Source organism: Nonomuraea composti (assembly GCF_012034275.1).
In the GTDB taxonomy this organism is placed as follows: Bacteria; Actinomycetota; Actinomycetes; order Streptosporangiales; family Streptosporangiaceae; genus Nonomuraea; species Nonomuraea composti.
In genome coordinates, this window is sequence record NZ_JAATEP010000017.1 from 17,139 (window position 1) to 30,297 (window position 13,159).

The following is a 13,159-nucleotide window of genomic DNA, read 5'->3' on the forward strand; positions in this document are numbered from 1 at the left end:
GAAGAGTCTCTAGTGCCGGGGCCGCCAGCCGAGCGCGGGGCCGAGCCCGGTGGCGAGGTCGGTGAGAATCTGCACGTAGTCCTCGTGCTCGAACGTGAACGGCAGCGCGAACGCGACCTCGTCGATCTCCCGGAAGGCGGCATGGTCGTAGAGCCGCTCGGCGATCTCGGCGGAGCTGCCGACGAGGTCGGGCGCGAACATCATCCGGGCCGGCCCCTGCGGTGAGGACGTGCGGGGCGTGCGCCGGTCGGCGTACTCCTTGTACTTGGCGCGCTGCCCGGACGAGGCCGAGTCCGTGGGGATCACGACCAGGCCCTGCGAGACGCGGGCGCGCTCGCCGTCGGGGTGGTGCGCGCGGAACTCCCGCACGTGGGAGAGCTGGATCTCGGCGAAGTCCTCCGACTCCTCGGCCTTCACGACGCTGCTGGTCAGGAAGTTCATGCCGTGTTCGCCCGCCCAGCGGGCCGAGCGCAGGCTGCCGCCGCCGTACCACATGCGGCTGCCGAGGCCAGGGGAGTAGGGCTGGACCCGGTCGGAGAAGACCTCGAAGCCGTCGGCGCCGCGAAAGCCGGTGGCCGGCTCGCCGCGGACGAAGCCGAGCAGCCGCCGGACGCGTTCGTAGCCGAAGTCCTCGGCGTCCCCGGTGCCGGGGTAGAGGGCGTCCTTGACGCGGTCGTAGTGGAGGGGCGGACCGACGCTGACGCCCGGGTTGAGGCGGCCACCGGACAGGACGTCCACGGTGGCCAGGTCCTCGGCGAGCCGCAGCGGGTTCTCCCAGCCCAGGGGGATGACCGCGGTGCCCAGCTCGATGCGGCTGGTGCGCTGGGAGGCCGCCGCCAGGACGGCGACGGGGGAGGAGATCCCGTACTGCAGGTGGCGGTGCCGCACCCACGCGCTGTCGAAGCCCAGCTGCTCGCCCAGCTGGATGATCTCGAGCGTCGACTCGTGGCCCCGGCGCGGGTCCGCCTCGTCGAACAGCCCGATCGTCAAGAAGCCCAGCTTGCGCAGCGGTCGCGAGGGCAGTGGCATGGACGTTCCTCCTTAGTCCTGCATTTCACACCAAGATAGCCGGAAACACGCGGCATCGTCGTGCTCCGTCCGGTGACACCAGGAGGCCGGCCCGCTCGCGGCGCGTGCTCATCCCGGCCGCCGTCACCACGGCCCGCACGGCGGTCGCCGCCCCGCTCAAGGTCGCCACCGGCGGCAAGGAAGCCACCGTGTCCAGGGAGCAACTGGCGGCCGGCCTGCGCTTCGTCAGTGACGGCAAGGGCGGCCTGCGCCCGTCCTTCGACGCCGCCGAGGTCGCCCCGGGGCTCGCCAAGGCCCTGCTGATCGCCGCGCCGAAGGACGCCTCCTTCATGATCGTCAAGGGGAGGCCGCAGGTCGTCCCGTCCCGTCCCGGGCGTGGCATCGACGTCAAGGCGCTCGGCCCGGCGATCGCCCAGGCCGTGGCGGGCGGCGTCCGCCGCGTCGAGCTGCCCGCGGTGGCGCGGCAGCCGCGCGTCACCACGGCCCAGGCGAGGAAGCTGGGCGTCAAGGAGAAGGTCAGCTCGTTCACCACCCGGCACCCCTGCTGCGCCCCCCGCGTGACGAACATCCACCGCATCGCCGACATCGTCGACGGCCACGTCGTCAGGCCCGGCGAGACGTTCTCCCTCAACGGCGTGGTCGGCAAGCGGGACAAGGCGCGCGGCTTCGTCGAGGCGCCGATGATCCTCAACAACCGGTTCGTCAACGACGTCGGCGGCGGGGTCTCGCAGTTCGCCACCACCATGTTCAACGCCGTCTTCTTCGGCGGCTTCGAGGACGTGCAGCACCGCGCCCACCAGTACTACATCTCCCGCTACCCGGCCGGCCGCGAATCGACGGTCTCCTACCCGCAGCCGGACTTCCGCTGGCGCAACGACTCCCGCTACGGCGTGCTCATCAAGACGTCCTACACCAGCACCTCCGTCACCGTGGACTTCTGGAGCACCAAGCGGTACGAGATCGAGTCGAAGAGCTCCGGGCGTTACGCCATCAAGCCCGTCACCGAGCTCACCGAGTCCGGCCCCGACTGCATCCCCATGGGCGGCGTCGAGGGGTTCGCCATCGACGTGTGGCGGATCTTCAAGAAGGACGGGAAGGTCGTCCGCAAGCAGCGCTTCCACACCGTGTACGACCCGGAGCCGCGCCTCACCTGCAAAGGATCTTGACAACCGGATGATTGCCGTCACCCGGCAGGGAAACTATCGATCTTAGTAGACTCGCCCCGGGAGAAGGCCCATGTCGCCTTGGACGGCCGTTCTCGGCCTGATCGCCCTGCTCGCCGCCGGCGTGCTCGCGATCTACCTGGTCTCGCTGCTGCTCAGCCCCCACGAGGTCCTCGACGCCCGCCCGTTCCTGTCCGGCAACCACCCCCAGGAGCACGCCCTCTCGCGTTTCGTCGTCCGCTGGTACGCGGTGACCCTGAAGCCGGCCCTGCTCTTCTACGTCGCGCGCCTACGCGATCACGAACCTCGGCGCCTTCGCGGTCGTCCTCGCCGCCGCCTGGGACGGCGGCTACGCCTGGCCGGCCGTGGTCGCCGTCGTCAACACCGTGGCCAGCGTCTTCTCCTACCTCCGCTGGATCCCCCCGCCTTCCAGGGCGCCGGCCCGGCCACCGTCACTCGGACGGCGGCGCGCATCGCGTACCTGGCCGCCGCCGTCTCCCTCCTCCTGGGCGCGGGCAGCGGCGCCCTGCTCTCCTACGCTACGTAGTTGGGCGTCGCCGCCACGCGGATCACGGGCGGACGGCGCCGAGCAGGCGGGTACGCCAGTAGTCGTCGAGGTCGACCACCTTGATGACGTCCCCCGTCTGCGGAGCGTGCACCATCTTGCCGTTGCCCGCGTACATGCCCATGTGCCCCAGCCCCTTGCTGAAGAGCAGGTCGCCGGGCTGCAGCGCGTCCAAGGGGACGCGGCGGCCGGCGCCCCAGGACCACTGGGTCCAGGTCGTGCGCGGCAGCTCGACGCCGCCGCTACGCCAGGCGGCCTGCGTCAGACCGGAGCAGTCGTAGGAGCCGGGGCCGGTGCCGCCGTACCGGTAGGGCTTGCCCACCTGGGCGAAGGCGAACTGGAGCGCCCGGCGGGCGTTCCCGGAGGCCGGGCCCGTGTACTGGATGCCGGGGCTGCTGGGGTCACCCGTCCGGAAGGTGCCCAGCCGGCGCAGCAGCTTGGTCTGCTCCTTGACCAGCTTGTCCACCTTCGCCTTCTCGTCGCGGACCTTGTCGCGCGCGTCGTCGGCCGCCGCCACGACCCGCTGCGCCTCCGCGCGCCGGTCGCGCAGGTCCTTCGTCGCCGTCTCATAGGCGAGGATCTTGGCCGCCCGGTCCCGCGCCAGCTGCTCAAGGGAGGCCATGCTGCTCAGGGCGGTCTCCGGGTCGCCCCGCAGCGCGAACGCCGGCCAGCCGCCGAACGGCCCCGTCCGGTAGCTGGTGCTCGCCATCGTGGCCAGCTCCTCGCGCAGGTCGGCGACCCGGGCGTCCTTGCGGCCGAGCTCGGCGTTGAGCGCGTCGTGCTTCTTCCTGGCCGACTTGTACGCCTCGTTCGCCTGGTTGTACCGCTCGACGAGCTGATCGGCCTGCTCGTTGAGCTTCACGAGCCTGGCCCGGACCTTGGCCGGCGACGGCTCGGCGCGGGCACCGCCCGGGGTCGCGGCCAGTGCGATCAAGGCTAACGCCGCGGTTCCCGCTGTTCGCCCGAGCCTCGTCGTCCACACGGCCACTACGATGCCTCCTCGTAAATCTCTGCGCCTGGGCGGAAATAGTACAGAAATCATGGCGGCAACCGCCTTGATCCGGGTAATTCCGGCGGGCAGGCCCACTACTATCGGCCGTAGCTGATCCGATCCAGAGCCTGCGGCCTCCGGGCACTCCGCGGCACCGCCAGGACGATCAGCGCCGCGAGGCCGGCCGGCGCGAAGCCGACGGCCATCCCGCCACCGATCGGCCAGCCGGAGGGGGACCGGGCCGGTGACGGCGACGAGCGCCAGGCTCGCCAGTCCCGCCGACGGGCTGTCGAGTTCCTCTAGTCTCACCGGGCGGCCGACGCGTGGTCACCAACCGCGCCATCGCCAGGCTGGTGCGTTCCTGGCCTGCCAGGCGGGTGGCCCAGATCGAGGCCGGGATGTAACAAGTGCTACATTTCCTCACGTGACTGCTGACACTCGTGGCTGGGTGGTGCTGCTGGTGCGGCTCCCGGCCGCTCCTTCCCGGCACCGTGTGGCGGTGTGGCGCGAGCTGCGCCGGGTCGGCGCGCTGTCCCTGGGCCAGGGCACGTGGGCGGTGCCGGACGTGCCGGTGTTCGCCGACGGCCTGGCGCGCGCGACCCGGCTGGCCGGTGAGGCCGGCGGCGAGGTGGTGACGCTGGTGGCCGGCGGCCGCACCGACGCCGACGCCGCACGGCTGAGGGAGCTGTTCGCCGCCGCCCGGGCCGACGACTGGGCGGAGTTCCTGGACGACTGCGGCAAGTACGAGGCGGAGCTGGCCAAGGAGATCCGCAACGCCAAGTTCACCCTGGCCGAGCTGGAAGAGGAGGAGCAGTCGCTGGAGCGGCTGCGCCGCTGGCACCGGGAGCTGATGGCGCGCGACGTGTTCGGCTCGCCGCAGTCGGCGGAGGCCGGCGAACGGCTCAAGCAGTGCGCGGCCGCCTGCGAGGACTACGCGGAACGGGTCTTCGCCGCCCTCCACCAGGCCCCGGGGGAGGACCGGTGAGCACGCCGGCCGTACCCAGGCGGGTCATGTGGCCGCTGTACGCGGCCGGGTTCACCACCGCCTTCGGCGCCCACGGCATCGCCGCCAACCTGGGCGGCTTCTCCGGCGACGCGATCGGCTCGCTGCTGGCGCTCGGCCTGCTGCTGGCCCTGTACGACGGTGCCGAGGTGCTGCTCAAGCCGCTGTTCGGCACGCTGGCCGACCGGATCGGCGCCCGGCCGGTGATGGTCGGCGGGCTGGCCGCCTTCGCGCTCGCCTCGGCCGCGTACGCGCTGGCCGGCGAGCCGGGCTGGCTGTGGGCGGCCCGGCTCGGCCAGGGCGCGGCGGCCTCGGCGTTCTCCCCGTCCGCCTCCTCGCTGGTGGCCCGGCTCAACCCGGCGGCCCGGCACGGGCGGGCGTTCGGCAGCTACGGCTTCTACAAGTCGATCGGCTACACCCTCGGCCCGCTGCTGGGCGGCGTGCTGGTGTGGGCCGGCGGGCTGCGGCTGCTGTTCGCGGTGATGGCGGTGCTCGGCGCGGCCGTGGCCGGCTGGGCGCTGGCCGTGGTGCCAGGAGTCCCGCCGCTGCCACGAGCCCGGCAGACCGTACGCGACCTGGCCCGCCGGCTGTCCGACCCCGCCTTCCTCGGCCCGACCGGCGCGCTGGCCGCGGCCACCGCCGCCCTGTCGGTGGGGGTCGGGTTCCTGCCGGTGTCCGGGGCCGCCGCCGGGCTGGGCACCATCGCCACGGGCGCGGCGGTCTCCGTGCTGGCACTGTGCGCGGCCGTGGTGCAGCCCTGGGCGGGCAAGGCGCTGGACGCCGGAAGGCTGACGACCCGTGCCGGGCTGGCCGCCGGGCTCGCGCTGGCCGCCGCCGGGCTGGCGGCCGCGATGCTGCCCGGCTTGCCGGGGGTGCTGCTCGCCGCCACGTTCATCGGCGCCGGAACCGGCCTGATCACGCCGCTCGGGTTCGCCGCGCTGGCCGCCGTGACGCCCCCGGAACGGCTCGGCCAGACGATGGGCTCGGCCGAACTCGGCCGCGAGCTGGGCGACGCCGGCGGCCCCCTGCTGGTCGGCGCCATCGCCGCGACCGCCACGCTCACCCACGGCTACGCCGCCTTGGCCGCGCTGCTGGCCGCGGGCCCGCTGCTGCTCGCCCTGGCCCGATTCCGCACGGCCCGTGCCACCGCCCCACCGCGATGACGCCCGCGCCGCCGATCAGGCCGCCCGCGCACGGCAGCGTGCACGGGATGAGCGCCTGCGCTGGGGCGCCGCCGATGGTCTCCGGCTGGTCGTCGTGCGTGTGCGAGGGGCGGTCGTTCCCGGCCGGCCTCCTTCGGCCGCCGGGTGCCGCGAGCGGTGGGCCGATCGCTACCAGGCCCGCCACGGGGCGAGTGGCCATCAGGGTTTGGCGGGACTGGCCGCGCGTCGCCAGGCGGCGTCGCGGAGGAGGCGTAGCCCGTTGAGGCCGACGATGACGGTGGAGCCCTCGTGCCCGGCCACGCCCAGCGGCAGCGGCAGGTCGCCGAGCAGGTCCCAGGCGACCAGCACGGCGATGAAGGTGAAGGCGATGACGAGGTTGGCCACGACCAGGCGGCGGGCGCGCCGGGCCAGGGCGATCACGGCGGGCACGGTGGCCAGCTCGTCGCGGGTGATGACCGCGTCGGCGGTGTCCAGCGCCAGGTCCGATCCGGCGCGGCCCATGGCGATGCCGGCGTGCGCGGCGGCCAGCGCGGGCGCGTCATTGACGCCGTCGCCGATCACGGCCACCCGGGTGCCTTGCGCCTGCAACCGCTGAACGGCCGTCACCTTGTCGGCCGGCAGCAGGCCGGCGCGTACGTCGGTGATGCCCGCCTGGGCGGCGAGGCGGCGGGCGGCGCGCGGGTTGTCACCGGTCAGCAGCACCGGCGCGGCCCCGGTCAGTGCCGTCAGGTGGGCGACCGTCCCGGCGGCGCCGTGCCGCATCCGGTCGGCCAGGGCCAGGACGCCGGCCACCTCGCCGTCCACGCGGACCACGACCACGGTGTGCCCGTCCTCCTGAAGGCGGGCGACGAGCCGCGCGGCCGAACCGTCGCTGCCGCCGCCGTCCCCGTCCCCGTCGTTGCCCAGCAGGTGGGCTGGGCTGGCCACCTCCACCAGGAGGCCGTCGACGCGGGCCCGCACGCCGCGCCCCGGCTCGGAGCCGAACTCCTGAGCCTGGGAAGGCGTCAGGCCCTCGGCGCGGGCGGCCTCGACGATCGCGCGGCCGAGAGGGTGCTCGGAGCCCCGCTCGGCGGCGGCAGCCAGCGCGAGCAGGCGCCGCTCGGGCAGCTCGGCCCTGGTCGGCTTGGCGCTGGTCGGCTCGGACTTGGCCGGCTCGGACTTGGCCGGCTCGGGCCCGGTTGGCTTGGGCCCGGTTGGCTCGGTCCCAGGCAGCTTGGCCCCCGGCAGGACGTGTACGCCGGTCAGGTGCGGGCGGCCCTCGGTCAGGGTGCCGGTCTTGTCGAAGGCGACCCGGGTGACGGTGCCGAGCTGCTCCATCACCACGGCGGACTTGACCAGCACCCCGTGCCGGCCCGCGTTGGCGATGGCGGCCAGCAGCGGCGGCATGGTGGCCAGCACCACCGCGCACGGCGAGGCGACGATCATGAACGTCATCGCCCGCAGCAGGGCGTCCTGCAGCGGCACGCCCCAGGCCAGCGGAACGGCGAACAGCGCGACCGTGGCCGCCACCATGACGACCGAGTAGCGCTGCTCGATCTTCTCGATGAACAGCTGGGTCCGCGCTTTGGTGGCGCCGGCCTGCTCCACCATGGCCACGATCCGGGCGATCACGGTTTCGGCCGCCGGGCGCGATACCCGCACGCGCAGCACGCCGGTGCCGTTGACCGTGCCGGCGAACACCTCGTCGCCCGCGCCCTTGTCGACCGGCACGCTCTCGCCGGTGATGCCGGCCTGATCGACCGCGCCGGCTCCGTCGATGACGTGGCCGTCGGCGCCGATCCGCTCGCCGGGCCGTACCAGGATCACCTCGCCGACCGCCAGGTCGACGGCGGCGACCCGCTCCTCGCCGCCTGTCTCGGACAGGCGGGTGGCCTGGTCGGGGGTCAGGTCGAGCAGGCCGCGTACGGCGTCCTGGGTGCGCTTGGTGGCCAGCGCCTCCAGCGCCCCGGAGGTGGCGAAGATGACGATCAGCAGCGCGCCGTCGAAGACCTGCCCGATGGCGGCCGCGCCGATCGCGGCGACCACCATGAGCAGGTCGACGTCCAGGGTCCTGTCGCGTAGCGCCTTGAGCCCCGACAGGCCCGGCTCCCAGCCGCCGGCGGCGTAGCAGACCAGGTACAGGCCCCACCACAGCCACGGCGGCGCGCCGGCCAGCTGGCAGCTCCCGCCGGCGGCGAACAGCAGGGTGGCGGCCGTGGCCCAGCGCACCTCGGGCAGCGACCACATCCCGGCCCGCCAGGCTGACCCGGCCGGCGCCGGGACGGCGTCACCGGGACGGGGCGGCGCCGGGACGGCGTCGCCGGCCTGCGGGCCGGGGAAGGTTCTCACGTCAGCAGTCACCTTGGCAGCATATATGCGCAGTCACGCAGATACGCAAGCAGCAGGATTGCGGGGTATGCTGGCGACCATGCACACGTCGCTGCCCGACTTCGACATGCCGAACGAGGAACAGGTGCACCTGGCCGCCGAGTCCTTCCGGCTCCTGTCCGATCCCACCCGGATCAAGATCCTGTGGGCGTTGCTGCAGGGCGAGTCCAACGTCGCCTGCCTGGCCGAGCTCGCCGACGCCGCGCCCACCGCGGTCAGCCAGCACCTGGCCAAGCTCCGCCTGGCCGGCCTGGTCAAGGGCCGCCGTGAGGGCACCTTCGTCTACTACAGCGCCGCCGACGAGCATGTGCGCCGGCTGCTGACCCAGGGCCTGTTCCACGCCGACCACATCGACCGCGGCGAAGGCTCCCTCACCGCCACCGGGCCCGCATGACGCACCGCTGACGGTCCACGGCGGTGAACGCGGCCGCCCTGCCAGGCGGCTTCCCGGCAGGCGACCGCTTACTGCTATCGTCAATCGTAGTAGCTGGCGTCTCGCCGCCTGCAGCCGGCGTGAACGCCGGCACCCTTCCCATCGCAGGCTCGATCGCGAGGTCATGACCGGGGTCGTAGAACCTGCTCGTCATGCCAGGGAGCCTGGCCGATCGCCCGCTTCCGGCAAGCTCTACGATCAGCGTTAGTACACTGGGAAGTGCCGGGAGTCTGCGAGGGGTGGTGGGATCTATGGGGCGGCGTCGTGCGGTGCGCGCGCTGCGGGCCGTCCTGCTCGTGGCCCTCGCCCTGGGCGTCTGCGGCATGCACACGCTCGGTCACCTCGACGGCCGGCACGGCGGCTCCTCCCACGGCATGCGGGCCGCACCGGCCGTCGTGTCCGCGGTTCCGGCGGGCATGGGGGCGCTGGTCCCCGACGGCACGATGCCCGGGTTCGACCCCACGGACGTCTGCCTGGCCGTGCTCATGACGTTCATGGTCCTGCTGCTGATCGCCACCTGGGCCCGGGTGGGGCGGCGGGGCGACGGCAACGGCGAGACGTGCGCGTCCGCCCGCCAGGTCGCCAGACCTCCGCCGAAGCTCACGTCCCGGCGCCTGGCGATTCTCTCGGTGCTGCGCATATAGGCCGGCGGCCCGTGCGGAGCAGGCTTCCCGCCTGCCCGCGGACAGGTCCGGACCTTCACCACGATCGAGAGAACGAAGAAGCAATGCGCATCAACCGCACAACGTCCGTCACCATCGCCGCGGGAGCGCTCGCGCTGGTGGCCGCCTGTGGCGGCAACGGCGACCCCATGACGCAGCACGAAGGGATGGGCGGCAGCAGCGCGCCCGCCGCCACGACCGCGAGCGCCCAGCCGTCGGCCGCGTTCAACGACGCGGACGTCATGTTCGCGCAGATGATGATCCCGCACCACGAGCAGGCGGTCGAGATGGCCGAGCTGGCGCCTGGGCGCGCCGCCGACCCGGAGATCAAGGAGCTGGCGGCGAAGATCAAGGCCGCCCAGGACCCGGAGATCCGGACCATGAGGGGCTGGCTGGCCGCGTGGGGCAAGGCCGCACCCGAGGGCGGCATGGGCCATGACATGCCCGGCGTCATGTCCGAGGACGACATGACCAGGCTCAAGGCGGCCAAGGGGGCGGAGTTCGACAAGCTGTTCGCGCAGCAGATGATCGCCCACCACGACGGCGCCATCGCGATGGCCCGCACCGAGCAGTCGAGCGGCTCGAACCCCGAGGCGAAGGAGCTGGCCAAGACCATCGAAACGGCGCAGCGGGCCGAGGTGGAGCAGCTGCGGAAGATCCTCGACCGGCTCTGAGGCCGATCAGGTCGTCCCTCCACCACGGCGGCTGCGGTAGGCGGCGGTCTTGGCGCGGGCGGTGCAGGCCGCGCCGCAGTAGCGGCGCGAGCCGTTGCGGGTCAGGTCGATGTAGACGGCCTCGCACTGGTGCGCCTCGCACCGCCCGAACCGGCCGGGGCCGTAGCCGTCCACGATGAGGGCCAGCGCGGTGGCGAACTCGCCGCCCAGCGCCTCCACCTCGGTGCCGCCCGAGCCGTGGAAGTGCAGGTGGAACGGCTGGCCCACATCCTCGACCAGGTAGGGCTGCGCCCCGTACTTGCGGATCATGGCGTTGATGCGCCCGGCCTGGTCGGCGGGATGCTCGGCCAGCAGCGCCTGCCGCAGCTCGGCGGCCAGCTCGCCCAGGCGGCGGCCCGCGTCCGGGACGGCGCGCAGGGCGGCGCCGGTGCGCTCGCCGAGCTGGGCGGCGAACGCGGCCGCCAGGTCCTCGCCGGTCAGGGGTCGCACCGAGGCGCCGCCCCGCTGGTGTGCCGTGGCGAGATTGACCAGTTCGGCGATCAGCGGGGCCTGCCGGGTCACGTTACAGGCTATTTCCACTTGACTAGTAACACTCCTTCAGCGTGTCATAGGCGTAATCCAGTTAGATAGTAACGGAGCCGCCATGTTCGCGCCCTATCGCCGCCTGCTCACCCACGCGGGCGTCCCCCGCCTGCTCGCCGCCGCCCTTCTCGTCAAGCTCGGCACCCCCGTGCTCAGCCTCGCCCTGCTCCTGGCCGCCGTCGACCGGCTCGGCTCCTACGCCACCGCCGGGCTCGTGCTCACCGGCCACGCGCTGGCACTGGCCTTGTGCGCGCCGCTCGGCGGCCGCCTCGCCGACCGGTACGGCCCGCGCCCCGCCCTGACCGGCTACCTGGCCGCCCACACCCTCGCCTACGCCCTGCTCCTGCTCGCCCCGCCCGCTCTGATGATCGGCGCCGCCGTGCTTCTCGGCGCCACCACGCCGCCCGCCGGGTCCGTCGTCAGAAGCGCCTGGCCGCGCCTCGTCCCCGCCGCCTCCCTGCCGGCCGCCTATGCCGTGGACAACGCCGTCAACGAGCTGATGTTCATCGCCGGGCCGCTGCTCGTGCCGGTCCTGGTCTGGGTCGTCCCCGCCCAGGGCGCGGTGACTGTGGCGGGCGCCGCCGTCCTGGCCGGCACCGCCCTGTTGCTGGCCTGCCCGGCGGTGCGGCAGGCCGAGCCGGCCCCGCCCGGAAGGCTGCGCCTGGCCGGGCCGCTCACCCACCGGCACACCCTCCTGCTGCTGGCCATCGCCGCTTTCGGCACGTTCACCTTCGGCTGCCTGCGCATCGCCACGGTCGCCTCGGCCACCGCCTCCGGCTCGGCCGCCTCCGCCGGCCTGCTGATGGGCCTGCTGTCGGCCGGCGCCCTCCTGGGCACCCTCGGCTACGGCGCCCGGGCCTGGCCCCTCAGCGGCGGGCGCCTGCTCGTCCTGCTCTCCCTCGCCGAAGCCGCCGTCCTGCTCGGCGCTGCCTGGGCGCCCGGCTTCGTGCCGCTCGCCGTCCTCGTCACTCTCGCCGGCCTGGTCACCGGCCCGCGCGACGCCGCCGTGCCCGCCCTGCTCGCCGACCACGCCCCCGCCCGCTACCGTACGGAGGTCTTCGCCTGGCTCAACACGTTCATGTGGGCCGGCTACGGCCTCGGCACCGCCGTCGCCGGCCACCTCACCGGCCCCCACGACACCGGCGCCACCGCCCTCGCCGTGGCCGCGGCGGCGGCCGGTGCGGGCGCGATCCTGGCGGCCGTCACCAGCAGGCTCGCCTCGCCCAGCGCGGCGCCGGCCGCCGTGCCCGAGTGAGCGCGATCCCTGCCCGGGGAAGCGCCTTGTCCCGGGGTGATGGAAGGCGTACGGACGCGCAGGTCTGATCGACACGACGTCCAAGGCGTGGAACATCGCCGGGCTCAAAGCCGCCCTCGCCGTGCCCGGGCCCGCCGCCCGTACCGACGTGGCGCGGATCCACGAGGAGGTCAGCGAGGGGGCCGGCCTCTTCGGGGTGCTCGCCTCCGAGGCCGCCTTCACCGACGGCGGCCCCTGGCTTGAGCGGCTGCTCACCGGCCTCGACGGCAAGCGCCGCCTCCTGGCCGACCTGCTCGCCGAGCACCTGCCCGCCATCGGTTACCACCCGCCCCAGGCGGGATACGTGGCCTGGCTCGACTGCCGCCCGCTCGGCTGGGACGACGACCCCGCCGAGGTGTTCCTGCGTCACGGCAGGGTCGGGCTGTCCTCCGGTACGCGGTTCGGGCCGCCCGGGCACGGGTTCGTGCGTCTCAACCTCGCCACCGCCCCGGACCGGCTCGCCGAGGCCGTCCACCGCATGACCGCCGCGGGCCGGAGGCGGGACGGCTAGGCCGGCAGGTCAGCCGTCGAACGTCCGGTCGGGGCGGGGCAGGGTGGTGAGCAGGCCGACGAGGGCGTCGAACGCCCAGCCGCGCCAGCGCGCCCGGCTCCAGCCGCGGCTGTGCACCAGCAGGTTGTACGTCTCGGGGGACAGGATCGTCAGCGCGACGTCGGCCGCCGGCTCGCTGGTGAGCCCGTCGCGCAGGGGCGTCTTGCGGGCCAGCGCCTCGGCGAAGGCGCGCTGCACGGTGAGGCGTTGCCGGACGTTCGCAGCCCAGACCTCGGCGAGGTCGGGGTCGGTGCTGGCGGCGCTGCGCACGACGTCGAGGAGGGGAGCGGCCCGCGCGTAGATCTCGCCCGCGCCGGCCACCTGGCGGCGGAGCTGCCCGAGCGGGTCGGGGTCGGCGATCGCCTCCCGCGCCCAGGGGCGTTCGAGGGTGGGCACCGGCTCGTCGTCGCCCGCGACGGCCCGATCGAGGGCCGCGGCGAGGATGGCCCGCTTGGTGCCGAAGGCGTAGTAGACGGTCTGCTCGCCGACGCGCGCCTCGGCCGCGATGGCGTTGACGCTCGTGCTCGCGTAGCCGCTCGTGGTGAACAGCTCGGTGGCCGCCGCGATGATGCGGGCGCGGGTCGACCTGGCCCGCGCCGCCCTCCCGTCCTCCTTCCCGGGGGTACGGCCGCTGCCGTGTCGTCGCGCGCTCACGACTTGACTATAGCGGCACTACGAAAACA

At 73.8% G+C, this 13,159-nt stretch carries 14 protein-coding genes; 9 read left to right on the forward strand and 5 right to left on the reverse strand.

Features of this window, described 5'->3' with window-relative positions:
- Positions 1-9: 9 nt before the first annotated feature.
- A complete protein-coding gene (locus HCN51_RS23920) occupies positions 10-1,029 on the reverse strand; it encodes an LLM class flavin-dependent oxidoreductase (RefSeq protein ID WP_168011701.1) in 1,020 nt (339 codons plus the stop codon).
- A 104-nt stretch (positions 1,030-1,133) separates the two neighbouring features.
- Here HCN51_RS23920 and HCN51_RS62350 point away from each other — a divergent pair, with 104 nt between their 5' ends.
- Complete coding sequence (locus HCN51_RS62350) at positions 1,134-2,195, forward strand: VanW family protein (RefSeq protein ID WP_168011702.1); 1,062 nt, start codon at positions 1,134-1,136, stop codon at positions 2,193-2,195.
- Between the two features lie 70 nt (positions 2,196-2,265).
- A complete protein-coding gene (locus tag HCN51_RS58170) occupies positions 2,266-2,739 on the forward strand; it encodes a hypothetical protein (RefSeq protein ID WP_206067656.1) in 474 nt (157 codons plus the stop codon).
- 22 nt (positions 2,740-2,761) lie between these two features.
- Here the strand turns inward: HCN51_RS58170 and HCN51_RS23935 are convergent, their stop codons facing one another.
- Positions 2,762-3,691: a C40 family peptidase gene (locus HCN51_RS23935; protein ID WP_240973186.1), complete on the reverse strand. Its 930-nt coding sequence runs from the start codon at positions 3,689-3,691 to the stop codon at positions 2,762-2,764.
- A 481-nt stretch (positions 3,692-4,172) separates the two neighbouring features.
- Between HCN51_RS23935 and HCN51_RS23940 the strand changes: the two genes are divergently transcribed.
- On the forward strand, positions 4,173-4,733 hold the full coding sequence (locus tag HCN51_RS23940; RefSeq protein WP_168011704.1) for a Chromate resistance protein ChrB: 561 nt from the start codon (positions 4,173-4,175) through the stop codon (positions 4,731-4,733).
- Positions 4,730-5,914: an MFS transporter gene (locus HCN51_RS23945; protein WP_346433765.1), complete on the forward strand. Its 1,185-nt coding sequence runs from the start codon at positions 4,730-4,732 to the stop codon at positions 5,912-5,914. The genes HCN51_RS23940 and HCN51_RS23945 overlap by 4 nt, the downstream gene beginning before the upstream one ends.
- A gap of 198 nt (positions 5,915-6,112) precedes the next feature.
- Here the strand turns inward: HCN51_RS23945 and HCN51_RS23950 are convergent, their stop codons facing one another.
- Positions 6,113-8,140, reverse strand: a complete 2,028-nt coding sequence (locus tag HCN51_RS23950) for an HAD-IC family P-type ATPase (protein ID WP_168011991.1) — start codon at positions 8,138-8,140, stop codon at positions 6,113-6,115.
- 181 nt (positions 8,141-8,321) lie between these two features.
- Here HCN51_RS23950 and HCN51_RS23955 point away from each other — a divergent pair, with 181 nt between their 5' ends.
- The 3 genes from HCN51_RS23955 to HCN51_RS23965 all read left to right on the forward strand — a co-directional run bounded on the left by HCN51_RS23955 (position 8,322) and on the right by HCN51_RS23965 (position 10,050).
- The gene (locus tag HCN51_RS23955; protein WP_168011705.1) at positions 8,322-8,675 is read left to right on the forward strand and encodes an ArsR/SmtB family transcription factor; all 354 of its coding nucleotides are present in this window, start codon (positions 8,322-8,324) and stop codon (positions 8,673-8,675) included.
- Between the two features lie 290 nt (positions 8,676-8,965).
- On the forward strand, positions 8,966-9,358 hold the full coding sequence (locus HCN51_RS23960; protein WP_168011706.1) for a DUF6153 family protein: 393 nt from the start codon (positions 8,966-8,968) through the stop codon (positions 9,356-9,358).
- Positions 9,359-9,441: 83 nt separating this feature from the next.
- Complete coding sequence (locus tag HCN51_RS23965; protein ID WP_168011707.1) at positions 9,442-10,050, forward strand: DUF305 domain-containing protein; 609 nt, start codon at positions 9,442-9,444, stop codon at positions 10,048-10,050.
- Positions 10,051-10,056: 6 nt separating this feature from the next.
- On the opposite strand, the gene HCN51_RS62355 is transcribed toward HCN51_RS23965, so the two are convergent.
- The gene (locus HCN51_RS62355) at positions 10,057-10,611 is read right to left on the reverse strand and encodes a CGNR zinc finger domain-containing protein (RefSeq protein WP_206067659.1); all 555 of its coding nucleotides are present in this window, start codon (positions 10,609-10,611) and stop codon (positions 10,057-10,059) included.
- A gap of 82 nt (positions 10,612-10,693) precedes the next feature.
- On the opposite strand from HCN51_RS62355, the gene HCN51_RS23975 reads away from it, so the two are divergent.
- Both HCN51_RS23975 and HCN51_RS23980 read left to right on the forward strand, forming a co-directional pair.
- A complete protein-coding gene (locus HCN51_RS23975; RefSeq protein WP_168011709.1) occupies positions 10,694-11,887 on the forward strand; it encodes an MFS transporter in 1,194 nt (397 codons plus the stop codon).
- A gap of 121 nt (positions 11,888-12,008) precedes the next feature.
- Complete coding sequence (locus HCN51_RS23980; RefSeq protein WP_168011710.1) at positions 12,009-12,437, forward strand: beta C-S lyase family protein; 429 nt, start codon at positions 12,009-12,011, stop codon at positions 12,435-12,437.
- A 9-nt stretch (positions 12,438-12,446) separates the two neighbouring features.
- On the opposite strand, the gene HCN51_RS23985 is transcribed toward HCN51_RS23980, so the two are convergent.
- Positions 12,447-13,130, reverse strand: a complete 684-nt coding sequence (locus HCN51_RS23985; protein ID WP_168011711.1) for a TetR family transcriptional regulator — start codon at positions 13,128-13,130, stop codon at positions 12,447-12,449.
- Positions 13,131-13,159 lie beyond the last annotated feature (29 nt).

What these genes read in the sequence shown, in the direction of transcription:
- HCN51_RS23975 (WP_168011709.1), top strand. Translation starts at nt 10,694, where the DNA reads ATGTTCGCGCCCTATCGCCGCCTGCTCACCCACGCGGGCGTCCCCCGC.
- HCN51_RS23920 (WP_168011701.1), bottom strand. Translation starts at nt 1,029, where the DNA reads ATGCCACTGCCCTCGCGACCGCTGCGCAAGCTGGGCTTCTTGACGATC.
- HCN51_RS23950 (WP_168011991.1), bottom strand. Translation starts at nt 8,140, where the DNA reads ATGTGGTCGCTGCCCGAGGTGCGCTGGGCCACGGCCGCCACCCTGCTG.
- HCN51_RS23960 (WP_168011706.1), top strand. Translation starts at nt 8,966, where the DNA reads ATGGGGCGGCGTCGTGCGGTGCGCGCGCTGCGGGCCGTCCTGCTCGTG.
- HCN51_RS23965 (WP_168011707.1), top strand. Translation starts at nt 9,442, where the DNA reads ATGCGCATCAACCGCACAACGTCCGTCACCATCGCCGCGGGAGCGCTC.
- HCN51_RS58170 (WP_206067656.1), top strand. Translation starts at nt 2,266, where the DNA reads ATGTCGCCTTGGACGGCCGTTCTCGGCCTGATCGCCCTGCTCGCCGCC.
- HCN51_RS23955 (WP_168011705.1), top strand. Translation starts at nt 8,322, where the DNA reads ATGCACACGTCGCTGCCCGACTTCGACATGCCGAACGAGGAACAGGTG.